19 protein-coding genes are annotated in these 23301 nt (G+C 67.2%); 8 read left to right on the plus strand and 11 right to left on the minus strand.

The window, feature by feature from the left end; translation table 11 throughout:
* The first annotated feature begins 1 nt into the window (after position 1).
* Positions 2-1849 carry an SLC13 family permease gene (locus ACUZUJ_RS17540; protein WP_458220898.1) on the plus strand — a complete coding sequence of 616 codons (1848 nt, stop codon included), beginning with the start codon at positions 2-4 and terminating at the stop codon, positions 1847-1849.
* Positions 1850-2216: 367 nt separating this feature from the next.
* On the opposite strand, the gene ACUZUJ_RS17545 is transcribed toward ACUZUJ_RS17540, so the two are convergent.
* Entirely contained in the window at positions 2217-2552 is a 336-nt protein-coding gene (locus tag ACUZUJ_RS17545) for a Rieske (2Fe-2S) protein (RefSeq protein ID WP_049442681.1), read from the minus strand.
* A 178-nt stretch (positions 2553-2730) separates the two neighbouring features.
* Here ACUZUJ_RS17545 and ACUZUJ_RS17550 point away from each other — a divergent pair, with 178 nt between their 5' ends.
* The 5 genes from ACUZUJ_RS17550 to ACUZUJ_RS17570 all read left to right on the plus strand — a co-directional run bounded on the left by ACUZUJ_RS17550 (position 2731) and on the right by ACUZUJ_RS17570 (position 6573).
* A complete protein-coding gene (locus ACUZUJ_RS17550; protein ID WP_005410817.1) occupies positions 2731-3012 on the plus strand; it encodes a hypothetical protein in 282 nt (93 codons plus the stop codon).
* A gap of 75 nt (positions 3013-3087) precedes the next feature.
* Positions 3088-3804, plus strand: coding sequence for a fumarylacetoacetate hydrolase family protein (locus ACUZUJ_RS17555; RefSeq protein WP_458220897.1), 717 nt, complete (start codon positions 3088-3090; stop codon positions 3802-3804).
* 55 nt (positions 3805-3859) lie between these two features.
* Positions 3860-4264, plus strand: coding sequence for a large-conductance mechanosensitive channel protein MscL (gene mscL / locus ACUZUJ_RS17560; RefSeq protein ID WP_049442682.1), 405 nt, complete (start codon positions 3860-3862; stop codon positions 4262-4264).
* 154 nt (positions 4265-4418) lie between these two features.
* Positions 4419-4976, plus strand: coding sequence for a hypothetical protein (locus tag ACUZUJ_RS17565; protein WP_458220896.1), 558 nt, complete (start codon positions 4419-4421; stop codon positions 4974-4976).
* Between the two features lie 175 nt (positions 4977-5151).
* Positions 5152-6573: a M28 family peptidase gene (locus ACUZUJ_RS17570; RefSeq protein ID WP_458220895.1), complete on the plus strand. Its 1422-nt coding sequence runs from the start codon at positions 5152-5154 to the stop codon at positions 6571-6573.
* A gap of 126 nt (positions 6574-6699) precedes the next feature.
* Here ACUZUJ_RS17570 and ACUZUJ_RS17575 read toward each other — a convergent pair whose 3' ends face one another.
* The 10 genes from ACUZUJ_RS17575 to ACUZUJ_RS17620 form a co-directional block, all read right to left on the minus strand.
* The gene (locus ACUZUJ_RS17575) at positions 6700-8151 is read right to left on the minus strand and encodes an alanine/glycine:cation symporter family protein (RefSeq protein WP_049442685.1); all 1452 of its coding nucleotides are present in this window, start codon (positions 8149-8151) and stop codon (positions 6700-6702) included.
* 10 nt (positions 8152-8161) lie between these two features.
* A complete protein-coding gene (locus tag ACUZUJ_RS17580) occupies positions 8162-9154 on the minus strand; it encodes a hypothetical protein (protein ID WP_101765993.1) in 993 nt (330 codons plus the stop codon).
* A 257-nt stretch (positions 9155-9411) separates the two neighbouring features.
* The gene (locus ACUZUJ_RS17585) at positions 9412-10248 is read right to left on the minus strand and encodes a TrmH family RNA methyltransferase (protein ID WP_101765994.1); all 837 of its coding nucleotides are present in this window, start codon (positions 10246-10248) and stop codon (positions 9412-9414) included.
* On the minus strand, positions 10249-11760 hold the full coding sequence (locus ACUZUJ_RS17590; RefSeq protein WP_049442688.1) for an alanine/glycine:cation symporter family protein: 1512 nt from the start codon (positions 11758-11760) through the stop codon (positions 10249-10251).
* Positions 11761-11973: 213 nt separating this feature from the next.
* Positions 11974-12570, minus strand: a complete 597-nt coding sequence (locus ACUZUJ_RS17595) for a GNAT family N-acetyltransferase (RefSeq protein ID WP_458220894.1) — start codon at positions 12568-12570, stop codon at positions 11974-11976.
* Complete coding sequence (locus ACUZUJ_RS17600; protein WP_135967206.1) at positions 12563-15688, minus strand: efflux RND transporter permease subunit; 3126 nt, start codon at positions 15686-15688, stop codon at positions 12563-12565. The genes ACUZUJ_RS17595 and ACUZUJ_RS17600 overlap by 8 nt, the downstream gene beginning before the upstream one ends.
* A complete protein-coding gene (locus ACUZUJ_RS17605) occupies positions 15685-16791 on the minus strand; it encodes an efflux RND transporter periplasmic adaptor subunit (RefSeq protein ID WP_014038290.1) in 1107 nt (368 codons plus the stop codon). The genes ACUZUJ_RS17600 and ACUZUJ_RS17605 overlap by 4 nt, the downstream gene beginning before the upstream one ends.
* A 270-nt stretch (positions 16792-17061) precedes the next feature.
* Complete coding sequence (locus ACUZUJ_RS17610) at positions 17062-19125, minus strand: TonB-dependent copper receptor (RefSeq protein WP_458220893.1); 2064 nt, start codon at positions 19123-19125, stop codon at positions 17062-17064.
* Positions 19126-19197: 72 nt separating this feature from the next.
* Entirely contained in the window at positions 19198-19629 is a 432-nt protein-coding gene (locus tag ACUZUJ_RS17615) for a DUF2946 domain-containing protein (RefSeq protein WP_101765998.1), read from the minus strand.
* Positions 19630-20268: 639 nt separating this feature from the next.
* Entirely contained in the window at positions 20269-21252 is a 984-nt protein-coding gene (locus tag ACUZUJ_RS17620) for a LysR family transcriptional regulator (RefSeq protein WP_101765999.1), read from the minus strand.
* Positions 21253-21460: 208 nt separating this feature from the next.
* Here ACUZUJ_RS17620 and cysK point away from each other — a divergent pair, with 208 nt between their 5' ends.
* Both cysK and ACUZUJ_RS17630 read left to right on the plus strand, forming a co-directional pair.
* A complete protein-coding gene (gene cysK, locus ACUZUJ_RS17625; RefSeq protein ID WP_046432270.1) occupies positions 21461-22420 on the plus strand; it encodes a cysteine synthase A in 960 nt (319 codons plus the stop codon).
* 271 nt (positions 22421-22691) lie between these two features.
* Positions 22692-23291, plus strand: a complete 600-nt coding sequence (locus tag ACUZUJ_RS17630; RefSeq protein ID WP_014038294.1) for an O-acetyl-ADP-ribose deacetylase — start codon at positions 22692-22694, stop codon at positions 23289-23291.
* Positions 23292-23301 lie beyond the last annotated feature (10 nt).

Below are 23301 nucleotides of genomic sequence, written 5' to 3' on the forward strand. Positions count from 1 at the left end.
CATGGATACCGCGCTGACGCTGACCAACGACATGAAGCTCGTGCTCGGGCTGGTCGGCTTCACGATGGCGATGTTCCTGTTCGAGCGCATCCGCGCCGACGTGGTCGCGCTGGTGGTGCTGGTGGTGCTCGGTGTCACCGGCCTGATCGCGCCGGAGGAGATCTTCGGCGGTTTCTCCGGTAACGCGGTGATGAGCATCATCGCCACCACCATCCTCGGTGCGGGCCTGGACCGCACCGGGGCGCTGAACCGGCTGGCCGCCTGGCTGCTGCGGCGCGGCCATGGTGTCGAGCAGCGGCTGCTGATGATGACCACGGCCATTGCCGGCCTGAACTCGTCCTTCATGCAGAACCCGTCAGTGATGGCGTTGTACCTGCCGGTCGCCTCGCGACTGGCGGCGCGCACCGGGCTGACGATGCAGCGGCTGCTGCTGCCGATCTCGGCGGCAATCGTGATGGGCGGCGCGCTGACCATGGTCGGCAATTCGCCGCTGATCCTGCTGAACGATCTGCTGGCCTCGGCCAACAACAACCTTCCCTCCGGCCTGGCCACGATCGAGCCGCTGCGCATGTTCGCGCCGTTGCCGATCGGCGTGGCGCTGCTGATCGCCTCGCTGCTGTACTTCCGCTACTACGGCGACCGCAAGCTGATCGAAGAGGAAAGTCTGGTCAACGACGGGATCACCCCGGCGCGCACCGAGAGCTACTTCGCCAAGACCTACGGCATCGAAGGCGATGTGTTCGAGCTGGTGGTGACCGCCGAAAGCCCGCTGGTGGGCATGACCCTGGGCGAGGCCGAGACCCTGCACGACGCGCCGCTGCTGCTGGCCCTGAAGACCGGCAACGACACCCGCCTGGCACCACCGGCGGAGATGCGCATCTGGGTCGGCAGCGTGCTCGGTGCGATGGGCCCGCGCGAGCAGATCAGCGACTTCGCGCAGAACCAGTTCCTGCGCATGTCCTCGCGCCTGAAGCACCTGGGCGACCTGTTCAACCCCAGCCGCGCTGGCATTTCCGAGGCGGTGGTGCCGCCGACCTCGAACGTGATCGGCAAGAGTGCGGCCGACCTGCGCCTGCGCAAGGAGCGCGGCATCAGCCTGCTGGCGATCAACCGCGACAAGCAGGTGATCCGCGAGGACGTGCGCGACGTGCAGCTGCGCGCCGGTGACATGCTGGTGTTCCACAGCATCTGGACCGACCTGGCGCAGGCCGCCCGCAGCCGCGACTTCGTGGTGGTGACCGACTACCCGACCGGCGAGCAGCGCCCGCACAAGTTCAAGATCGCGATGGCGATCTTCGCGCTGACCATCCTGATTGCGCTGACCAGCAAGCTGCCGGTGGCGCTGACGCTGATGACCGGCGTGGCCGGCATGCTGCTGACCGGCGTGCTGCGCATGGACGAGGCCTATGCCTCGATCAACTGGAAGACGGTATTCATGATGGCCGGGCTGATTCCGCTCGGCTGGGCGATGGACTCCAGTGGCGCGGCGGCGTGGGTGGCCGGCCACACCATCGACAAGCTGCCGACCGGCATTCCGGTATGGGTGCTGGAGGTGGCGCTGGCGCTGCTGACCACGGCGTTCTCGCTGGTGATCAGCCATGTGGGCGCGACCATCGTGATGGTGCCGATCGCGGTGAACCTGGCGTTGGCGGCGGGTGGCAACCCGACTGCGTTCGCGCTGATCGTGGCGCTGTCGGCGTCCAACAATCTGATGACGGCCTCCAACCCGGTGATCTCGATGATCACGGGGCCGGCCAACTACACCCCACGCGAGATGTGGCGGGTCGGCGGACCGTTGTCGCTGATCTACACCTGCGTGGTGGTGCTGATGATCAACCTGATGTTCTGAGGTTGAGGTTTGTTGGCAGGGCTGCGCCCTGCACCCGCAGAAGCCGAAGCAACAGCAACAGCAACAGCGGGCATTCCGTGGGATGGCGAGGCACTGTGGGTTTGCGGGGACGCCGTAAACCCATCCATGGGGGCTTGGTCGCGGCATCCATGCCGCTCACACCCCGCAAACCCACAGTGCCCCGCCTTCGACAGTTTCACGCGGCTGGTGGTGGGTGCCGACCGTTGGTCGGCACGGATCTCGCTCTGGTAGCTGTCGACCTTGGTCGACACGGCTTTTGTAGAGTCGAGCCATGCTCGACTGCTTCTGGCCTGATGGGGTCAGAGCCGTTTTCCTGCGGAAAACGGATCCGCCCCCTGGCCCGGCCTCAAGCCAGGTAGACCTGCCCATCACGCACGTCCACCGGCACCGCACGCAGGCGGTCGCCCTTGCACGGGCCGGCGATGCAGTCACCACTGTCCAGCGCGAACGAGGCGCCGTGCGCGGCGCACACCAGATGACCCTCGCGGCTCTTCAGGAATTGCCCCGGCGCCCAGTCCAGGCGGCGGCCGGCGTGCGGGCAGATGTTCAGGAACGCGCGCACCTGCGCGCCGTCGCGGTACAGCACCAGCGATTCGGCATCGCCATCGACCACCGCTTCGACCTCGGCAAACGTGCCATCGGCAATGGCATCAAGGGCGATCAGGGCAGCAGCGGCAGTCATGGCGAAGGCTCGGACAGTAAACCGGCATTGTCGCACGCCCACTCAGGTGACTGGCTGCGACATGAACACAAGTCATTGATCCGTAATAAGCACAGGCTATATTTAACGAGTTTTTCACTCAATGACAGTGGCGCGTCCCGATACTCTGGTTTCGCTGATCCCAGCCTATCGAGCCGCCATGTTCAATCGCGCATCCGCCTTCAACCAGTTCCGCACCCTGTTCGCGCCGCGCAAGCCGCGCCACCCGCTGGTGCGCGTTGCCGTGGGCCTGCTTGGCCTGGCGATCCTGGCGGCAATGGTGTTCATCGGTGTGTTCGTCGGTGCGGCGATGATCCTGGTCGGCCTGGCGTGGAAGCTGCTGGCCTCGCGCAAGCCGGGCGTCGCCCGTCCGGTCGACCCGACCGTGGTCGAAGGCGAGTACCGCGTGGTGCGCAAGCCGGTGTTGCCGGCCTCGCGCTGATCCACCTGTTGCGAGCCCGCTGACGGCGGGCGCCATGCGTTCTAGACTGCGGGCACGCCCTTCCTGGATGCCCGCATGTCCGATGTCTCCGATGTGATCCCTGCCGTGGCCCTGCCGCGTGTGCCGGTAGCCGGTGGCGGCAGTTTCCCCGTGCACCGCATCTACTGCGTCGGCCGCAACTTCGCCGACCACGCCCGCGAAATGGGCGCGGCCGTGCCGGCGGCCGATGACCGCGGCCGCCCGATGTTCTTCAGCAAGCCGGCCGATGCGATCGTGGTCGGCCACGACGATGCCATCCCGTACCCGCCGGCGACCGCCAACCTGCACCACGAAGTGGAACTGGTGGTGGCGATCGGCCGCGATGCGCCCGCCGGCGAGCTGTCGGTGGCCGATGCCGACGCACTGGTCTATGGCTACGCCGTCGGCCTGGACCTGACCCGCCGCGACCTTCAGGCCGCCGCCAAGGACAAGGGCCACCCATGGGATGCGGCCAAGGGCTTCGATGCCTCCTCGCCGATCAGCGAGATCGTCCACGCCGAGGAAGTCGGCGACCTGGCCGCGCTGAACCTGTCGCTGGAAGTCAACGGCGAGGTGCGCCAGCAGGCGCTGCTCGACCAGATGATCTGGAACGTGCCGGAGATCCTGCATGAGCTGTCCAAGCTGTGGCAGCTGCGTGCCGGCGACCTGGTGTTCATGGGCACCCCGTCCGGGGTGGCTGCACTGAAGCCCGGCGACCGCTTCAGTGCCCGCCTGGAAAACGTGGCCGAGCGCCACGGCGTGATCGCCGGCTGACATCACCTGCGCTACCCTGCGCGCTGTCCACTTCCCCCACCGGAGAAAAACAACAATGGGAATGCTCACCGAGTTCAAGGAATTCGCGATGCGCGGCAACGTCATCGACCTCGCCGTCGGCGTGGTGATCGGCGCGGCCTTCGGCAAGATCGTGACCGCACTGGTCGAGAAGATCATCATGCCGCCGCTGGGCATGCTGATCGGCAAGGTGGATTTCTCGCAGCTGGCCTGGACGTTGTCACCGGCCAGCGTCGGCGCCGATGGCAAGGAGATCCCGGCGGTGGTGATCGGCTACGGCGATTTCATCAACACGCTCATCCAGTTCGTGATCGTGGCCTTCGCCATCTTCCTGGTCATCAAGGTGATCAACCGCCTGTCGCGCAAGAAGGAAGCCGCGCCGGCGGCACCGACCGAGGAAGTAGTGCTGCTCCGCGAGATCCGCGACAGCCTGAAAAGATAACGGAACGGGCTCCTGCGGGCGCCCTTTCCATCTGCGTGTCTGCGACGCTGCCCATGCGGTGTTGCTGTTATCCTCGTGCACCCGCGCAGTGCCCTCGCACCGCGCGGGAAGCACGAAACCACCGCACTTTGCGGTGGATGCCAGGAGGCACCGCTTGAACACCCCCACCCCGCGCATGGGCGCACTCGCCATACCCCTGCTACTGTCTGTCTGCATGTGCGTGGCCGGCACCGCGCAGGCGCGCGATATCTCTGTCACCGATGGCAAGGGCCATTACCTGCCCTACAAGCCCGGGATGGCACTGCCCAAGGGCGTAGCCGCGCCGCTGGACGGCTACAGCCACGCCGACCTGCTGCTGGCGGCCGCGCAGCCGATCGAGGCACAGATGAAAGCGCGCGGCCTCGATCCGACGCTGACCCGCGAGTCTCTGTTTGCGATGGCCGGCGTGCTGAACGAGGCGCTGGAAGCCAGGAGTGCCGAGTACCAGATCGCCACCGATCTGCAGAAGGCCGGCGATTCGCCAAAGGCCCGCCATGAAGCAGTGACTGCGCTGGCCAAGCGCTTTGGGCTGCTGACAGTCGATGCCACCTACGATTCGCTTAAGGGTTCGCCACTGTTGTCGCTCGACAAGCAGTTCCTGAACGACTACATCAACAACGCCGGCAACGGTGTGGCCAGCTACATCATGAAGCTGGATACCGCAGCCAGGTAATTGCCAGCGGCACCCTCGGGCGCCATGGAAGCATGTGAAAGCCCCGCCCCAGCGGGGCTTTCGCTTTGCCGGACATGGCGGAAAACAGCGTTCGCGCCAGCCATGACCTCCCGCCCATGCGCCGGGCTGAACGACTGTTAAGCTCCAAGGCTTAGGTCCCTTCCCGGAGTTGTCCATGCGTCGCCGCCTCCTTGCCATCGCATCCTCCCTCGCCCTGCTGGCCGGCCCGGCCTTCGCGGCGCCGCACACCACCACCCTGCCCCCGGCGTCGCTGGCCACCGCCGCACAGCTGCGCGAGCAGGCGCTGGCCGATGACACCGGCTGGAAGGTGGTCGAGTCGCTCACCACCGAGATCGGCCCGCGCATCGCCGGCAGCGAAGCCGACGCCCGCGCCGTGGCGTGGGCCGAAGCCAAGTTCAAGGACTTGGGCTTCGACAAGGTGTGGAAGGAGCCGGTGACGTTCCCGAAGTGGGAGCGCCGCAGTGAACACGCCGCCGTGACCGGCAAGAACCCGCAGCCGCTGCAGATCACCGCACTGGGCGGCAGCCCGGGCGGCACCGTGGAAGCCGAGGTGGTGCGCTTCGCCGACCTGGCCGCGCTGCAGGCCGCACCGGCGGGTTCGCTGAAGGGCAAGATCGCCTTCGTCGATTACCAGATGCTGCCCTTCCGCGATGGCCGCGACTACGGCCGTGGCGGCGCGATCCGCAGCAAAGGCCCGTCCGAGGCGATCCGCAAGGGCGCGGTCGGCTTCCTGATGCGCTCGGCCGGCACCGACTCGCACCGCGTGCCGCACACCGGCATCACCCGCTTCGACGACGGCCTGACGCCGGTGCCGTCGGCGGCGCTGTCGGTGCCCGATGCCGACCAGCTGGCCCGCCTGCTGGCGCGTGGCAGCACCACGGTGAAGGTGGCGCTGGACTGCGGCTGGGATGGCACCGCCACCTCGTACAACGTGATCGGCGAGATCACCGGCCGCAGCCTGCCGAAGGAAGTGGTGGTGATCGGCGGTCACCTGGATTCGTGGGACCTGGGCACCGGCGCAGTGGATGACGGCGCGGGCGTGGGCATCACCATGGCTGCCGGCCACCTGATCGGCCAGCTGAAGCAGGCGCCGAAGCGCACCATCCGCGTGATCGCCTTCGCCAACGAGGAACAGGGCCTCTACGGCGGCAAGGCCTATGCCGAGGCACACGCCAAGGACGTGGCCCTGCACCAGTTGGCCGCCGAGAGCGACTTCGGTGCCGGCCGCATCTATGCCTTCAACACCGGTTCGCCGAATCCGGAAGGCTCACGTGAAGCGACGAAGCAGATTGCCGAAGTGATGAAGCCGCTGGGCATCGAGTACCAGGCCGATAAGGGTGGCCCGGGCCCGGACGTCGGCCCGCTGGCCGCCAAGGGCGGTGCGTGGGCGTGGCTGGCGCAGGATGGCTCGGACTACTTCCACCTGCACCACACCGCCGACGACACGCTGGACAAGATCGACCCGAAGGCGCTGGCACAGAACGTGGCCGCGTACACGGTGTTCGCGTACCTGGCGGCGGAAGCCGACGGCAGCTTCGGTAGCGAGGCCACGGCGACCACGCCGCCGAACGAGTGATGCGCTGGTGCCGGGCCATGCCCGGCGAGCGCAGCGGAAAGAGCGGTGCGAACCGAGGTTCGCACCCACCGGGCAATGGCGCGGGTCAGATCCCTCGCCTTGGCGAGGGATCCGACCCCGATCCTGTCAGCCTTCCCACACGCTGGTGTTGCGCACACCCAGCAGCTTCGGGTTGTACAGCGGATCCTTGCCGGCCTGGCGATGCTGCTCGTAGTCGCGCAGCGCCGCCAACGCCGGTTTCTGCAGCAGCAGGATGGCAATGATGTTCAACCAGCTCATCAGACCGACGCCGATATCGCCCAACGACCACGCGATCGTTGCACTGTTCACCGCCGAGTAGCCGGTCGCGGCCAGGAACAGCAGCTGGAACACGCCCATCGCCCACGGCGCGGGACGATCACGGCACAGGTAGCTGACGTTGGTCTCGGCCATGTAGTACAGCGCCAGGATGGTGGTGAACGCGAACGGCAGGATCGCCAGCGCTACGAACGAACGGCCGAAGCCCGGCAGCGCGGATTCCACCGCATGCTGCACGAAGCGTGGCCCAGCCTCGACGCCAGGCAGGCTGCCCAGCAGCAGGCGCGCCTCATCCGGAATGCCGTTCACCGCCGGGTCGTAGACGTTGTACAGGCCGGTGGACAGGATCAGGAAGGCGGTGGCGCTGCACACCACCATGGTGTCGATGTAGACCGAGAACGACTGCACCAGGCCCTGCTTGACCGGATGCGAGACTTCGGCGGCGGCGGCCGGATGCGCGCCACTGCCCATGCCGGCCTCGTTGGACAGCACGCCACGACGCACGCCCCACTGGATGGCGGTACCGATCATTGCGCCGAACGCCGCATCCACGCCGAAGGCACTGCGCAGCACCAGCATGATCACCTCCGGTACCTTCTCCGCGTTGAGCACCATCACCAGCGCCGCGACCAGCAGGTAGGCCACCGCCATCAGCGGCACCACCCATTCGGCCACGCGCGCGATGCGCCGCACGCCGCCGATGAGGATGGCGCCCAGCACCAGCAGCAATACCGCAGTAGTGGTCATCACCGGCACGTTCCAGGCTTCGTTCACCGCACTGGTGATCGCGTTGGACTGCGTGCCGGCCAGCATCGCGCCCGCCAGCACCGTCACCAGTGCGAACAGCACCGCATACCAGCGCTGGCCGAGGCCTTTTTCGATGTAGTAGGCCGGGCCGCCGCGGTACTGCCCCTTGGCATCGCGATCCTTGTAGATCTGCGCAAGCGTGGATTCGATGAAGGCACTGGACGCACCGAGGAAGGCAACGATCCACATCCAGAAGATCGCACCAGGACCGCCGAAGGCGATGGCCATGGCGACGCCGGCAATGTTGCCGACGCCCACACGGCTGGACAGCGAAAGCGACAACGCCTGGAACGGCGAGACGCCGGCGTCGGAACGCTCATGGCGGAACATCAGGCGCAGCATGTCAGGCAATGCCCGCAACTGGATGAAGCGCGTGCGCACGCTGAAGTACAGGCCGGTGAGCAGGCACAGCACCACCAGATAGGGGCTCCAGACGACGCCGAGGATCGCGTTGACGATGGATTCGATGTTCATCGATAGCCCCTCAGAAGAACATGCCCAGGGCGACCTGGGGGCTGATGATGCGGCCGGTGTTGCGGCCGGCCACGCTGAACTCCACGCCCGCGATCAGGCCCAGTGACGGGCTGAAGTGGTACTCCACGGCCGGCGCCAGGGTGACGCTGCGGCTGGCCGGGCGATGCTCTTCGATCCGTTCGATCGCACCGCTGCTGTTGCGTGCGAAGCCACTCAGGCGCTGGCCTGTCTCGCGGCTGGCGGCCACCTCCATCACGCCCACCCAGCGCGAATTGAAGCTGTACTCGGCGCCGACCGACAGGCCCAGCACCGACCCGCGGGAGATATGCCCCTGGAAGCTGTCATCGGTGCCGTAGACGCTGGTGCCGGAAATGGCGGTGCGCGACGGTGCCGGCCCGGCACTGAGCTGGGCACGCCAGCGCACGGGGCGGTCATTGCCCAGCCACACGACCTGCTGCACGCCCAGCGCTGCGGTGGTGCGCTGCACGCCGTCGCCCTGCGCATCGAGCGGATTGCCGGTGATGCGATCGTGGCTGCCGGTGCTGAAACGCTGCACCAGCGCGACCGAGATGGCCGGACGGGTGCCATCGGCATTCGGCGCCTGCAGCAGGTACTGCAGCCGCGCGGTGGTGTCACCGGCGCGGAAGCCGCTGCTGCGCGCACTACCGGACTCCGAGCGCGAGGCGCTGAGATTGACCTGTCCCATCACGCGGTCGCTGAAGCCATAGATGATCGGCACCACGGTCGCCCATGCGCCGCTGTGCTCGGCACTGCGGCGGCGATCACCGTTGTTGTCGTAGTGGTCGCGACTGTCGACCCGCACCAGATAGGGTTCGATGTACCAGTTGCCCTGCGGCAGGCCGGCCGGATTGGGGGTGATCAACGGCCCGGTGAAATTGACCCCGTCCATGCTGCGCTCTTCGGCCTGCACCGCGGGGGCTGCAAGCGCGCACAGCACCAGCAGCAGGGATGCGCGCATCGCGTTGGGTTGGATTCGATGCATGGGAACCACTCCTGTTCGACGTTGGATGGACGTCCACCGTGCGATGCAGGATGCGGCTCAACAATGAGACAAATTCTAAAAGCGCGTACTCATGCATCAAGCATGCTTGATGCATCGTGATCGGTCGCAATCAGCATGCTTTGCGGGCGGCATCCCGCGTGCGATCCGCACGATCATGCTGACCTCTTGACGGATCCGCGCAAAAAACCCGGCCACGAGGGCCGGGTTCCAGGTCACCACGCGATGAAACAGCCGCGTCAATCGGCGCGACGGCTCGCCCACTGCGCCAGCAGCACCGCCGTGGCCGAGGCCACGTTCAGGCTCTCCACTGCACCGCTGCCGGGAATCGAGACCTGCAGGTCGCATGCACCCGCCAGGCTGCGGTCCATGCCCTCGCCTTCGGCGCCCATCACATACACCAGGCGGGCCGGCAGCGAAGTGCGGAACACGTCGTCACCGCCCTCCACCAGGGTCGCCGCCAGGCCGAAGCCGGCCGCACGCAGCTGCGCCATCGCCTGGGCTGTATCCGGCAGTTGCACCAGCGGCACCGCTTCCGCACCGCCTTCTGCAACGCGCGCGGCGGCACCGGACAGCGCCAGCGTGCTGCCGGCCGGCAGCAGCAGCGCCTTGGCGCCGAAGTGCGCGGCCGAGCGCAGGATCGCACCGAGGTTATGCGGGTTGCCCACGCCATCCAGCCACAGCGCCAGCGCCGGGCCGTCGCCGACCTGCTCCAGCCACTGCGCCAGCGGCAGTGCCGGAGCACGCAGCACATCGGCCACCACGCCTTCGTGATGGGTGGTACCGGCGAGCTTGTTCAGATCGCCGTCTTCAACCACGCGGTACCCCACACGGTTGGCCACGCACCACTTCAGCAGCGGCTGCAGGCGCGGAATGCGCGCCTCCAGCAGGTACAGCTTGCGCAGCGCCTGCGGCCGCGCTTCGAACGCGGCCAGCACGGCATTCAAACCGTACAGGCGCAGCTCGTCGCTGCCACCGCGCCCACCACCGCCCGTAGCCGGCGCCTCCGGGCGCGGCAACGGCGTTGCGCGCGGCGGACGGGCGGACGGGCGGCGGTTGTTCCAAGGGTTGTTCACTTACACACTCTCCTGCTTGCGCTGGCGCCAGAAATCGGCGTTCTTGATGCCCAGGGCATCAGGGTCGAACACCGGATCCAGGCCCAGCTTCTTCTGTCGTTCGTAGTCACGCAGGGCCAGCATCGCCGGCCTCTGGATGATGAGGATGGCAATGATGTTCAGCCAGGCCATCAGGCCCACGCCGATGTCACCCAGCGCCCAGGCCAGGGTCGCATTATGGAACGCGCCGAACACCACCATGGCGATGATGCCCAGGCGCAGCACCAGCACGGTCAGCGGGCGCTTCTTGTTGTGGTTCACATAGCTGAGGTTGGTCTCGGCCATGTAGTAGTACGCCATGATGGTGGTGAAAGCGAAGAAGAAAATGGCGATGGACACGAACGCCGAGCCCCAGCCCGGCAACACGGCTTCCACACCAGCCTGCGCGTAGCCAGCACCTTCCGGAATACCGGCCAGGCCCTGGAAGATCGGCGGGGCACTGGCGCCTGCCGCCGAATATACGTTGTAGGTGCCGCTGGCCAGGATCAGGAACGCGGTGGCGGTGCACACCATCATGGTGTCGAAGTAGATGGCGAAGGCCTGCACATAGCCCTGCTTGGCCGGGTGCGAGACTTCCGAGGCGGCTGCCGCGTGCGGGCCCGAGCCCTGGCCAGCTTCGTTGGCGTAGATGCCGCGCTTGATACCCCACTCCACCGCCAGGCCCATCATCGCGCCGAACGCGGCGTGAGTGCCGAAGGCGCTGCTGAAGATGATGTTGAACATCTCCGGCACGCGGTCGTAGTTGATGATCATGATGACGATGGCCATCAGGATGAAGCCGGCTGCCATGAACGGCACCACCACTTCGGCGAAATTGGCGATGCGCTTGACGCCACCGAAGATCACCACGCCCAGCAGCAGCGCCACCACGATGCCGATGCCCAGCTTCAGCGCCTGCACCGACTCCATGCCGAAGGCCTGGCCATCGAGCGGGCCGCACAGTGCGGTGCCACGGCAGGCGTTGATGATGCTGTCGGCGATGGCGTTGGCCTGCACGCCCGGCATCAGGAAGCCGGCGGCGATGATCGTGGCAAAGGCGAAGGCCAGCGCGTACCACTTCAGGCCCATGGCTTTTTCGATGTAGTACGCCGGGCCACCGCGGTAACGGCCTTCGGCATCCTTGGTCTTGTAGATCTGCGCCAGGGTGCATTCCACGTACGAGGTGGACGCGCCGAGGAAGCCCATCACCCACATCCAGAAGATCGCACCGGGGCCGCCGAAGGCGATGGCGGTGGCCACGCCAGCGATGTTGCCGATGCCCATGCGGCCGGCCATCGACATGGCCAGCGCCTGGAAGGAAGACACGCCGGCGTCGGATTTCTCACCCTTGACGGTGAGGCGGCACATTTCGAGGAAACCCCGGATCTGCATGAAGCGCGTGCGCAGGCTGAAGAACAGGCCGGCGCCCAGGCACACGAAGATCAGTGCCTTGCTCCAGATGATGCTGTTGATGAAGTGTACGGTTGCTTCCACGCGCGCTCTCTCCAGTCGGCGGGTTGTAAGGACGTCCCGTCGGCTGGAAGGGACCGGTCGATTCTCCCTGATCGAAGGCCGCTGCGGTAGCGCCAGAAGGATGGGGTCGGATCCCTTGCGCGCTGCGCAAGGGCTCTGACCTTGGTTCTACCGTTTGGCGGGTTGGGGGTCAGAGCCCTTTTCTGGCGAAAAGGGATCCGACCCCGCGCCTGTTCAAGGCAGCTGCATGCGCACCCGGGCGAAACGGCGCAGGTCGTGCAGCACGCCGCGCTTGTAGACCGCACAGCGGTCCACGCCCTCCTCCTGGAAGCCGTTCTTTTCCAGCACCCGGGCCGAGCCGAGATTGAAGTCGACCACCCCGGCCTGCAGCCTGAACAGGCGAAGTTCGTCCATCACCCAGGGTGCGAACAGGCCGACCACCCGGGTCATCACTCCTTGGCCCCAGTAGGCCTGGCCCAACCAGTAGCCCAGCTCGGCCATGTGTCCGCGCTCGGCCACGCCCTGCTGGGCACCGACGCTGCCGCAGGCCTGGCCGTCGATCTCGATGGCCAGGTTCAGGGTGCCCGGGGCCAGCACGCGGCCGGCGAGGAAGGCCTCGCCATCCTCGCGCGTGTACGGATACGGGAAGCGGTCGCGCAGGCCGCGCGACACCTCGGCGTCGTTGGCGTGGTGCAGCAGGGATTCCAGATCGTCCGGGCGCCAGGGGCGCAGGAGGAAACCTTCACCCTGTAGTGGCGGGGTCAGAGCCCTTTCCGTTCCGGAAAGGGATCCGACCCCTGGTCCGACCCCGTCGGCAGGCCGGTCAGGCATGACCGCCCACCGACGGCGATTCCGCTTCCTGCTTCTCCAGCTCGCGCTTCACCGCTTCCGGCGAACGGGTGTACGGAGCCAGCCGCGCGTAGAACGCCGGCACCACGAACAGCGACAGGAAGGTCGAGAGGGTCACGCCGAAGATGATCACGATGCCGATCGTGCCACGGCTGGCCGAACCGGGACCACCGGCCACCACCAGCGGAATGGCGCCGACCACGGTGGCGATCGAAGTCATCAGGATCGGGCGCAGTCGCACCATCGCCGATTCGATGATCGCCTCGCGCACGCTGCGGCCGTCGTCGCGCAGCTGGTTGGCGAATTCGACGATGAGGATGCCGTTCTTTGCGGCCAGGCCGACCAGCATCACGATGCCGATCTGGCTGAACAGGTTCACGGTACCGCCACTCACCCACAACCCGACCAGCGCACCGAGCACGCCCAGCGGCACGGTCAGCATGATGGTCAGCGGATGGATGAAGCTCTCGAACTGCGCAGCCAGCACCAGGTACACCACCAGCAGGGCCATGGCGAAGGTGAGCAGCACGGCGCCACCGGCGCTCTGGTACTCGCGCGATTCGCCCTTCCAGTTCACCTGCGCGTACTGCGGCAGTTCTTCCTGCGCCACGTTCTGTGCCCAGGCAATGGCCTCGCCCAGCGGATAGCCCGGCGCCAGGCCGGCACTGATGGTGATCGAGCGCAGGCGGTTGAAGCGGTTCAAGGTGCCGGCCTCGGCCACTTCACTCAGCGTGACCAGGTTGGACAGCGGCACCAGCTCGCCGGAAGTGGCGCGCACGCGGATCGCGGCCAGGTCGGCCGGGCTGGCGCGGCCGTCACGTCCGGCCTGCACCAGCACGTCGTACTCCTCGCCGTTGTCGACGAAGGTGGTGACGCGACGCGAGCCCATCATGGTTTCCAGCGCCGAACCGATCGCAGTGACCGGCACGCCGAGATCGGCCGCACGCTGGCGGTCGATGTTCACCCGCATCTGCGGCCGGGTTTCCTTGTAGTCCGAGTCCGGGCCGACCAGGCCGGGGTTGTCGGCCATGCGCAGCAGGATGCGGTCGCGCCACTGCGCGATCTCCGCGTATTCCGGCCCGCCCAGCACGATCTGGAACGGTTGGCCGCCACTGCGCACCAGGCCGCCACCGACCTGGGTACGCACGCGCACGCCACGGATGGTGTTCAGTTCCTTCTGCAGTTCGTTGGCCACGTCCGGGGTGGCCTCGCTGCGCTGGCGCCACGGCTGCAGGAAGATGCTGACGCGGCCGGTGTGCATTTCCTCGCTGGCACCAAAGCCACCGGGCACGCGCGGATTGGCACGCACGATCGGCTTGTCCGGGCCGACATGCGGCGCCAACAGCGCTTCCACCTGCTGCACCTGCTGCACGGTGTAGTCATAGCCGGCGCCTTCCGGGCCGTCGATCATGATCTGGAACGAACCGCGGTCTTCGGCCGGTGCCAGCTCCGACGGCAGCAGCTTGAGCAGGCCCCAGCTCGCGGCCAGCGCAGCCACCATCACCAGCAGGTAGATCCAGGTGCGGTCGACATGGTGCTGCAGCACGCGACCATAGGCGCCCGCCAGGCGTTCCAGATTGCGGTTGACGAAGCCGTGCAGGCCACGCGGCGCCTGACCGGTGTGCGGCTTGAGCAGCTTGGAGGCCATCATCGGCGTCAGCGTCAGTGCCACAAACGCGGACAACGCCACGGCGGCGGCCAGCGCCACTGCCAGTTCGCGGAACAGGCGCCCGGTGTTGCCTTCCAGGAACCCGACCGGCAGGAACACCGCCACCAGCACGGCGGTGGTGGCGATCACCGCGAAGGCGACCTGCGCAGTGCCGCGCTTGGACGCCACCAGCGGTGGCTCGCCCAGATCGATGCGGCGCTGCACGTTCTCCACCACCACGATCGCGTCGTCCACCACCAGGCCGATGCACAGCACCAGCGCCAGCAGGGTCAGCAGGTTGATCGAGAAATCGAACGCATACAGCGCGATGAACGCCGCGACCAGGCAGACCGGCACCGTCACCGCCGGAATCAACGCGGCGCGGAAACTGCCGAGGAACAGCCAGATCACCGCCAGCACCAGGATCATCGCTTCCACCAGCGTGGCGTAGACGCGGTCCACCGCGGCTTCGATGAAGGTGGTGTTGTCGAAGGCGACGAAGATCTGCGTACCCTTGGGCAGGGTCAGCGCGACCCGCTCGGCTTCAGCGCGCGCGGTGCGCGCCACGTCCAGCGAGTTGGCGGTGGAGGTCTTGACGATGCCCAGGCCGATGCCCGGCTCGCCGTTGCTGCGGTAGTACGCGCGGCGTTCGGCCGAGGCCAGCTCGATCTTCGCCACGTCGCCCATGCGCACCACGTAGCCGTCGCGGCCCTTGCCCAGCGGGATGGTCGCGAAGTCCTCGGGCTTGATGTAGTTGCGCTCCACGCGCAGGGTGAAATCGCGGTCGGTCGACTCGATGCGGCCGGCCGGCAGCTCCACGTTCTCGTTGCGCAGCGCGGTTTCCACGTCGCCGGTGGTCAGGCCGCGTGCAGCCAGCTGATCGCGGTCCAGCCAGATGCGCATCGCATAGCGCTGGCGGCCGCCGATGCGGACCTGGGCCACGCCATCAAGGCTGGAGAAGCGATCGACCACGTAGCGGTCGGCGTAGTCGCTCAGCTCCAGCGTGTCCATGGTCGAGGAGACCATGTTGAACCAGATGATCGGGTCGGCATCGCTTTCGACCTTGGCGATTTCCGGCGGCCGCGCCTCTTCCGGCATGCGGTCGGCAACACGGCTGACCGCATCGCGCACGTCGTTGGCCGCCGCTTCGATATCGCGGTTGGAAGTGAATTCGATGCTGACCTGCGAGCGGCCGTTGGTGCTGCGCGCGTTGATCGTATCGATGCCTTCGATGCCGGCCAGCGCATCTTCCAGCACCTGGGTGATGCGGCTTTCGATGACCGCCGCCGAGGCGCCGGTGTAGTCCACCGACACCGAAACGATCGGCGGATCGATGGCCGGCAGTTCACGCAGGGTCAGGCGGGTGAAGGACATCACGCCCAGCACCAGCAGCAACAGGCTCATCACCACGGCAAACACCGGCCGCTGGATGGAGATGTCGGACAGCTTCATCCGCCGTGGCCCTCTGCCGCGACCGGTGCCGGTGCATCAGCGGGCTTTGCACCACTGGCCGGTGCCGCGTCCTTGGCAGCAACCTTCAGGCCGGGACGCAACTTGCCGGTGCCATCGACCACGATGCGCTGGCCCGCTTCCAGACCCTGCCTGATCTCGACCACGCCGGCACGGCGCGCGCCGGTCACCACGTCCACGCGCTCGACGCTGTCGTCTGCGGTGATGCGATACACGTAGGTATCGCGGCCGACCTGCACCACGGCGATTTCCGGAATCACCAGCGCCGGGCGTTCGGGGCGGAACAGGCGCACGTCCAGCAGCATGCCCGGGCGCAGCGCATGGTCGCCGTTGGCGAAATCGGCGCGCACCGTCACTGCACGGGTGGCCGGATCGATGCGCGCATCGATGGTGCTGACCACGCCCTCGAAGGTGCGGCCGGGCCATGCCACGCTGGTGGCACTGACCTTGTCACCGACGCCCAGTGCGGCCAGCTCCACTTCCGGCACCTGGAAATCGATGTGCATGTGCTCGATATCGTCGAGCGTGGCGATCACCGTGGTCGGCGTCAGCAGCGTGCCCGGGCTGACCTGGCGGATGCCGAGCACACCGGCGAACGGCGCACGCACGCGGCGGTCACCGATGTCCGACTGCATCTGCGCCACGCGCGCTTCGGCGGCATCGCGGATCGACTTCTGCGTATCCAGCGTGGCACTCGACACCAGCCGCTGCGTGGCCAGCTCACGCTGGCGCTTGTACAGCTGGTCGGCCTCGTGGAAGGTGGCCTGCGCCTGCACCAGCGCGGCCTCCTGGGCCTGCCCGCGCAGGGTCACGATCGGCGCGCCGGCGGCGATGTGCTGGCCGCTTTCGAAATGCACTTTCTCGACGATCTCGCTGACCTTGGCGGTCACGCTGATCGATTCGCGCGCCTTGGCCGTGCCCAGTGCCTGCAGGGTGTCGCTCCACTGACGGGACTGCACGACCTGCGCGGTGACCGGCACCGCTTCTCCCTGCCGACGTGCGGCGGCCTCCTGTTTGCCTGCGCACCCGGCCAGCACGGCCAGGCTGAGGCCAAGGGCCAGGGTCGAAGCGATACGAGCCAACATGAACGGTCCTGATTGATCCACGGCCGCCGAGTGTAGGCAAGTGCCCATAAAAGCGGTATGTGCCAAGCGTTTACCGGCGTGGAACCAAGGCTGCGATAGCGCCTTGAACCCGTTCCGTGCAAGGCTGCCACGGGCGGTGTCGGCGTGTGTCGGGGTGTATCCAGCCGTGCACCGCCCGGGCCGTCATCGTAGAGTCGAATCTGCCCGACGGAGGGCGTCGGGCGGGGACGGATCCTGGCGGGGATCCGGCCCCGTTTTTTGCCCGTTGCCTCAGTACCGGTAATTCAGCTTCATCCAGACGCTGCGCCCCGGCTCATTGATGCGCACCGGATCGGCCGGGAAGCCGAAGTCGGCGCTGCCCGCCAGATTCAGGTGCTCGCTGTAGGCACGGTCGAATAGGTTGTCGACACCCGCGCTGAGCTGCAGCTGCGAACTGAAACGGTACGCGGCATTGAGCGCGAAGGTGGCAAAGCCAGCGCTCGGTCCAAGGTCCTGCGCGACGACATTGCCCTGGCCATCTGCGACACGATGCTGGTGGGTCACCGCGCGCAGCAGCGCACCGGCGCTCCAACGCTGGCCTTCCCAGTTGGCACTCAGGCGCGCTTCCAGCGGAGGCATCTGCGGCAACGGGCGCTGCTGGTCGCGGTTCTCGCCCCAGGCATAGGCCAGCGTGCCACCCAGCTTCCACTGTTCGGCCACGCTTACTTCCAGCCCCGCCTCGGCACCGGCAATGCGCGCGTCGACGTTGCTGGCCTGGCTCATGCCCATCATGCCGCTGCCGTGGTAGGTGAACAGGATGTAGTCCTGGATCTGCCCGGCATACGCCGAGACCCAGGCCTGCACGCGCGGTCCCTTGTACTGCAGGCCGACGTCGAGCTGGGTGGTGCGCTCGGGCTGGATACCGGCAAACGCGTTCACCGCACCGGCCGGGCCGTGGTCGGGCGAGAACAGCTCCCAGTAGTCGGGCATGCGTTCACTGTGGCCGAGGCCGGCATACCAGGTCAGGCCGTCGGCCAGGTCCTGCTCGTAGCGCAGGAAACCACTACCGAGCCATTCCTTGCGGCGCTGGCCTGCGGTCGGATTGGGCATGTTGCCCATCATCCCGCGGATCGACTGCCGCTCGTCGCGCACGCTGGCGCGATCAAGGCGCAGGCCGCTGATCCAGCGCTGGTCGGTGCCGGCACCGAGGGTCAACTCGGTGAACACGCCATAGCGATGGAAGTTGGCATCGGTCTCCCAGGCCGCCCGGCGATAGGTGCCGCGGCCCATGCCCATGCGGCCACGATGGCGGCTGTCTTCGCCATCCACGCCCGCCACCAGCTGCACGTCCTGCCAGCGCCACTCGGAACTGACCCGGCCGCCCTGGGTACGGCGGTCCACGTTCGAGGCCATCGGCATCGGCATCATGCTGTTCGGGTTCGGCGCGCGCAGCGTGTAGTTGTCCATCACGTGGTCGGCCTCGTTGTAATACACGTTGGCCTGCACCGTGTCCCACGCACCCGGCAGGTTGCGCTTCTCGAAGCGCGCGGCATAGCTGGTGCGTTCGAACGCAGCCCCGTCCATGCCGCGTCCCGCGTAGCGTGCGATGGCATCACCGGCACCCGCAGAAATTTCCAGCAGCGTGTCGGCATCCGGCGTCCAGCCGATGGCCACGTCACCGTTCCACTTGCGCCACTTCGATGGCACCACATCGCCGTGGCCGTCCTTGTAGTCATCGGCTTCGGAACGGTTGCCACTGGCACGCACGTAACCGGTCGGGTTGCCCAGGGTCAGGTCCAGCACCTGGTCGTTGCGGTTGCGCGAACCGACCAGCGCACTGGCATCGGCACGCAGGCCCGGTTCCTCGAAGCGCGGTGTATCGCGCTCGAAGCGCACGGTGCCGGCCGAGGCACCGGCGCCCCAGCGCACGCTCTGCGGGCCCTTGATGATGGTCAGCCGGTCGAAGCTTTCGGGTGAGATGTAGGACAGCGGATTGTCCATGCGCGACGGGCAGGCGCCGATCAGGTTGCCATCATTGCTGAGGATGTTCAGGCGCGAACCGAACATGCCGCGCAGCACCGGGTCGCCGTTGGTGCCGCCGTTGCGGATGGCGGAGAAACCGGGAACGGTCTTCAGGTAATCGGCGCCGTCGCTGGCGGGTACCGGCTGCCGCGGCAGGCGCGGGTCGGTCACCCAGTGCAGCGGCGAGGACGGTGCGGCGGCGGTCACCACCAGCGTGTCGAGGGTGCGCGCCTCTTCGGCGGGCGCGGCGTGGGCCACTGATGCGGCCACGGCCAGGCCGAGGGCAACCGGCAGGCGCGCACAGGCGCCCGCGGGGCGGGAAGTCATTTTCATTGGAACAGCTCCAAGTTACGCACGCGCGCACGGCGCCCGGTCAGGCGTCGTGCGGCAGATTCGATAGGGACATCAGCGAACGATGGAGAAACGCGGCGGCCCGCGCGCGGCATGCGCCGGCCAGCGCAGCGCGGGCAGTACCTGCTGTGACCACGGGAATGCCAGCCGCGGCCGCCACAGCAGCGGCAACAGCAGCACCAGCACCGCCAGCCACGGCAGCAGGCGCATGGCCAGCACGCAGTATTCGCAGGCTTCGCCGTGCATGGCGTGGGGATCGACCGGGCGGTTGCGCTCTGCCGGGGCGCTGCCGTGCTGATCGTGCCCGGCAATGGCCATGTCGTGCATGTCATGGCCCATGGCAGCGTGGTCCATGCCGGCCATCGCGGCGTGGTCCATCGGCGACGCCTGCAGCGCGCGGCTGACCAGTGGCGCAAGCACCATCAGCAGCGTCGCCAGGACGGCGAGCTGGAGCAGAAGGCGCTGCGGGCGGGACAGGCGGGTCACCCCGCTAGTGTAGAGCCGGGTCCAGGGTTACCCGTGCGACGAACCGTCGCAGGCATTTACGACACCCCGTCGCGGGGGTGTTCGGCAGGGCTGCGCCCTGCACCTGCATAGACCACGTCCACGGCAAGAGCCGAAGCAACAGCAAAAGCAAAAGCTGGCTTCCTGTGGGATGGCGGGGCGGGTCCGGTTGCGGGAGACGCCGTGAACCCATCCCTGGGGGCTTGGCCGCGGCATCCATGCCGCGGACACTCCCGCAACCGGACCCACCCCGCCTTCGACAGATTCCTGCGGTCTGTTGGAACGGCTCTTGGGGTCAGATCCGTTTTCCTTCGGAAAACGGATCTGACCCCAGATGTATTTCGATATCTGACAGCTTCATCCACGCATGGCGTGGATCTACCGTGTCGACCAAGGTCGACACCTACCAACAGCCATCGGAATCTGTCAGAGGTGGGGCGGTGTCGGAGTGCGGGGTGTCCGCGGCATGGATGCCGCGGCCAAGCCCCCAGGGATGGGTTTACGGCGTCCCCGCACTCCGACACCGCCCCGCCATCCCACGGATAGCGAGCTTTTGACGTTGCTGTTGCTGTTGCTCCGGTTTGCAGCAGGTGCAGGGCTGCAAGCCCTGCTCGACCCACCTCACACCGTGATGGTCTGGGTCAGCGACTCCCAGGTCGGTGGCACCGGCCACGCGGCCACCTGGTTGCCATCCAGCACCCGCCGCAGGTCGCGCGGATCAATCTGCGGTGCCAGCACATGCACCAGCTCCAACGCGTAATCACGCAGCACGCGGTCGCGCGGCAGCACTGCCCATGCAATGCACTCGCTGATCGGGTCCGGCGCCGGCCACGATCTCAGGTCTTCGTCGTTGGAACTGACCGCCATTTCGGCCAGCAGGCCCACACCCAGGCCGGTACGCACATAGGTCTTGATCAGATCGGCATCAAGCGCGGTCAGTGCCAGATCCGGCACCAGCCCATTGGCGGCGAAGGCGCGCTGCAACGACGAATTCGGGCGGGTCGAGGATTCGTAGCTGATCAATGGTTGCCGGGCCAACGCGGCCAGGTCCGGTGCGCGTCCGGCGCGATCCAGCGGGTGGCCCTTGGGTACCACCACCAGCCGCCGCCAGCGGAACAGCGGCACGGCAATGCCATCGGTGGGCTCACCGCCAGCGGTGCTGATGATCGCAATGTCGGCATCACCCTGGTTCAAGCGATCCAGCGCGTCGGCTTCACCGGCCTGCTGCAGGTGCACGCTCACCTGCGGATACGCCTGCTTGATCGCCGCCACCGCCGGCGGCAGCACGAAGCGCGCCTGGGTGTGGGTGGTGGTCAGGATCAGCTGGCCCTGGCTCTCGCGCCGCTGGTTGGCCGCGTAGGTGCGGATGTTGTTGGCCTCGGCCAGCACCGCGCGGGCGCGGGCGATGACCTCGGTGCCGGCCGGGGTGACCGACTCCAGGCTGCGACCCTTGCGCACGAACAACAGGAAACCCAGCTCGTCCTCCAGCTGCTTGAGCTGCTTGGACAGGCCGGGCTGGGTGGCGTGCACGCGCGAGGCGGCCAGCGTGATGTTCAGCTCGGCGTCGGCGATGGCAACCAGGTAGCGCAGCTGGGTCAGCGTCATGGGCAGGCAGGCGGCGTGGGGCGGAGGTCCACTCTAGGGTCAATTGCCGTCACCAGCTTATAACCAAAGGTTGTTTAAGAAAGGTATCTGGTCATTTCCGGGCGTCATATGCCGGCGCTACGGTCAGCCGGCAGCCGCTGGCCTGAACAGCCAGCCCTCCCCCTTCGCCCGCCGAAGCCCGGCGCGGCCCCGTTTCCGGAGCGCTTCCATGGCCCTGTACGACTCCATCCTCGATACCGTCGGCAACACCCCCATCGTCAAGCTGCAGCGTCTGGCACCGCCGCAGGTCAGCGTCTACGCCAAGGTCGAGTCGTTCAATCCGGGCGGCTCGGTGAAGGACCGCCTGGCGCTGGCGATCATCCTCGACGCCGAAGCGCGTGGCCTGCTCAAGCCGGGCGACACCATCGTGGAGGCCACCTCGGGCAACACCGGCGTGGCCCTGGCGATGGTCGCCGCCGCGCGCGGCTACAAGTTCGTCGCGACCATGGTCGAGACCTTCTCGGTCGAGCGCCGCAAGCTGATGCGTGCCTATGGTGCCAAGGTGATCCTGACCCCGGCCGCCGAGCGCGGCAGCGGCATGGTGCGCAAGGCGGCCGAACTGGCCGAACAGCACGGCTGGTTCCTGGCCAGCCAGTTCGCCAACCCGGCCAACCCGGCCTATCACCGCAACACCACCGCCGCGGAAATCCTGCGCGACTTCGCCGGCAAGCGGCTGGACTATTTCGTCAGCGGCTGGGGCACTGGCGGCACGCTCACCGGTGTTGGCGAAGTGCTGAAGGTCGCGCGCCCGCAGACCCGCATCATCGCCACCGAGCCGGCCGGCGCCGCCCTGCTCAAGGGCGATGACTGGAAGCCGCACAAGATCCAGGGCTGGACCCCGGACTTCGTGCCGGACGTGCTCAACCGCGATGTGGTGGACGAACTGGTCTCGGTCGAAGATGACCGCGCGATCGCCACCGCGCGCCGCCTGGCCGCCGAGGAAGGCATCTTCGTCGGCATCTCCGCCGGCGCCACCGTGGCCAGTGCGCTGGACGTGGCCGCGCGCGCTGAACCGGGCTCGGTGATCCTGGCGATGCTGCCGGACACCGGTGAACGCTATTTCTCCACGCCGCTGTTCGCCGATGTGAACGAAGGCTCCGACGACGACTGGCTGGCCGGCCTGCCGTGATGTACAGGGTCGGATCCCTTTCCCGTCGGGAAAGGGCTCTGACCCTGCCAGCTCACCATGGAACTCGGGGGTCAGAGCCTTTTCGCGCGGAAAAGGATCTGACCCCTTTCTGCTTCAGCCTGCGTGAAGGCGTCGCCCGCCATCGTGCGTGAAGGCCGTCGGATCGCAGCGCGTGAGACGGTCATGACGCAGTATCGATGCCCTGTCCCCTACCGTGGGAACAGCCGGCGCAGATGCTGCGCGGATCACCTCACAGGCAGGAGACGGACGCATGAAGATCGAGGTTTGGCAGGGCGACATCACGACCCTGGCGGTGGATGCGATCGTCAACGCGGCCAATGAAACACTGCTCGGTGGCGGCGGTGTCGACGGCGCGATCCATCGCGCAGCCGGCCCCGCACTGCTGGCCGAGTGCGAGCAGTTGCCGGAGCTGCGCCCGGGCGTGCGTTGCCCGACCGGCGAAGTGCGCGCCACCGCCGCCCACGCGTTGCCGGCGCGCCATGTGCTGCACACGGTGGGCCCGGTCTGGCACGACGGCCAGCGCGACGAACCGGCCTTGCTGGCCAACTGCTACTGGAAATCGCTGCAACTGGCCGAGTCGCTGGGCGTACAGTCGATCGCGTTCCCCGCGATCAGCTGCGGCGTGTATGGCTACCCGCTGTACCAGGCGGCGCAGATCGCAGTGACGGAAACACTGGCGTGGCAGCGCAGCCATGCACAACCGATGCGCATCGTGCTGGTGGCGTTCAATACCGCTACGGCCAAGGCCTACCAGCAGGCGTTGAGCGCCGCCGGGCAAAGCGCGGACAGCGAACCGCGCGTGTCGATGCTGCCGCCCCTGGGTGATGCAGGCTTTGCCGCCGCGCACTGAATCAGCGATG

This window comes from Stenotrophomonas sp. S4, assembly GCF_054187805.2.

What these genes read in the sequence shown, in the direction of transcription:
- ACUZUJ_RS17545 (WP_049442681.1), bottom strand. Translation starts at nt 2,552, where the DNA reads ATGACTGCCGCTGCTGCCCTGATCGCCCTTGATGCCATTGCCGATGGC.
- ACUZUJ_RS17575 (WP_049442685.1), bottom strand. Translation starts at nt 8,151, where the DNA reads ATGAACATCGAATCCATCGTCAACGCGATCCTCGGCGTCGTCTGGAGC.
- ACUZUJ_RS17630 (WP_014038294.1), top strand. Translation starts at nt 22,692, where the DNA reads ATGAAGATCGAGGTTTGGCAGGGCGACATCACGACCCTGGCGGTGGAT.
- ACUZUJ_RS17555 (WP_458220897.1), top strand. Translation starts at nt 3,088, where the DNA reads ATGTCCGATGTCTCCGATGTGATCCCTGCCGTGGCCCTGCCGCGTGTG.
- ACUZUJ_RS17600 (WP_135967206.1), bottom strand. Translation starts at nt 15,688, where the DNA reads ATGAAGCTGTCCGACATCTCCATCCAGCGGCCGGTGTTTGCCGTGGTG.
- cysK (WP_046432270.1), top strand. Translation starts at nt 21,461, where the DNA reads ATGGCCCTGTACGACTCCATCCTCGATACCGTCGGCAACACCCCCATC.
- mscL (WP_049442682.1), top strand. Translation starts at nt 3,860, where the DNA reads ATGGGAATGCTCACCGAGTTCAAGGAATTCGCGATGCGCGGCAACGTC.
- ACUZUJ_RS17610 (WP_458220893.1), bottom strand. Translation starts at nt 19,125, where the DNA reads ATGAAAATGACTTCCCGCCCCGCGGGCGCCTGTGCGCGCCTGCCGGTT.
- ACUZUJ_RS17570 (WP_458220895.1), top strand. Translation starts at nt 5,152, where the DNA reads ATGCGTCGCCGCCTCCTTGCCATCGCATCCTCCCTCGCCCTGCTGGCC.
- ACUZUJ_RS17595 (WP_458220894.1), bottom strand. Translation starts at nt 12,570, where the DNA reads ATGCCTGACCGGCCTGCCGACGGGGTCGGACCAGGGGTCGGATCCCTT.
- ACUZUJ_RS17605 (WP_014038290.1), bottom strand. Translation starts at nt 16,791, where the DNA reads ATGTTGGCTCGTATCGCTTCGACCCTGGCCCTTGGCCTCAGCCTGGCC.
- ACUZUJ_RS17620 (WP_101765999.1), bottom strand. Translation starts at nt 21,252, where the DNA reads ATGACGCTGACCCAGCTGCGCTACCTGGTTGCCATCGCCGACGCCGAG.
- ACUZUJ_RS17580 (WP_101765993.1), bottom strand. Translation starts at nt 9,154, where the DNA reads ATGCATCGAATCCAACCCAACGCGATGCGCGCATCCCTGCTGCTGGTG.
- ACUZUJ_RS17550 (WP_005410817.1), top strand. Translation starts at nt 2,731, where the DNA reads ATGTTCAATCGCGCATCCGCCTTCAACCAGTTCCGCACCCTGTTCGCG.
- ACUZUJ_RS17540 (WP_458220898.1), top strand. Translation starts at nt 2, where the DNA reads ATGGATACCGCGCTGACGCTGACCAACGACATGAAGCTCGTGCTCGGG.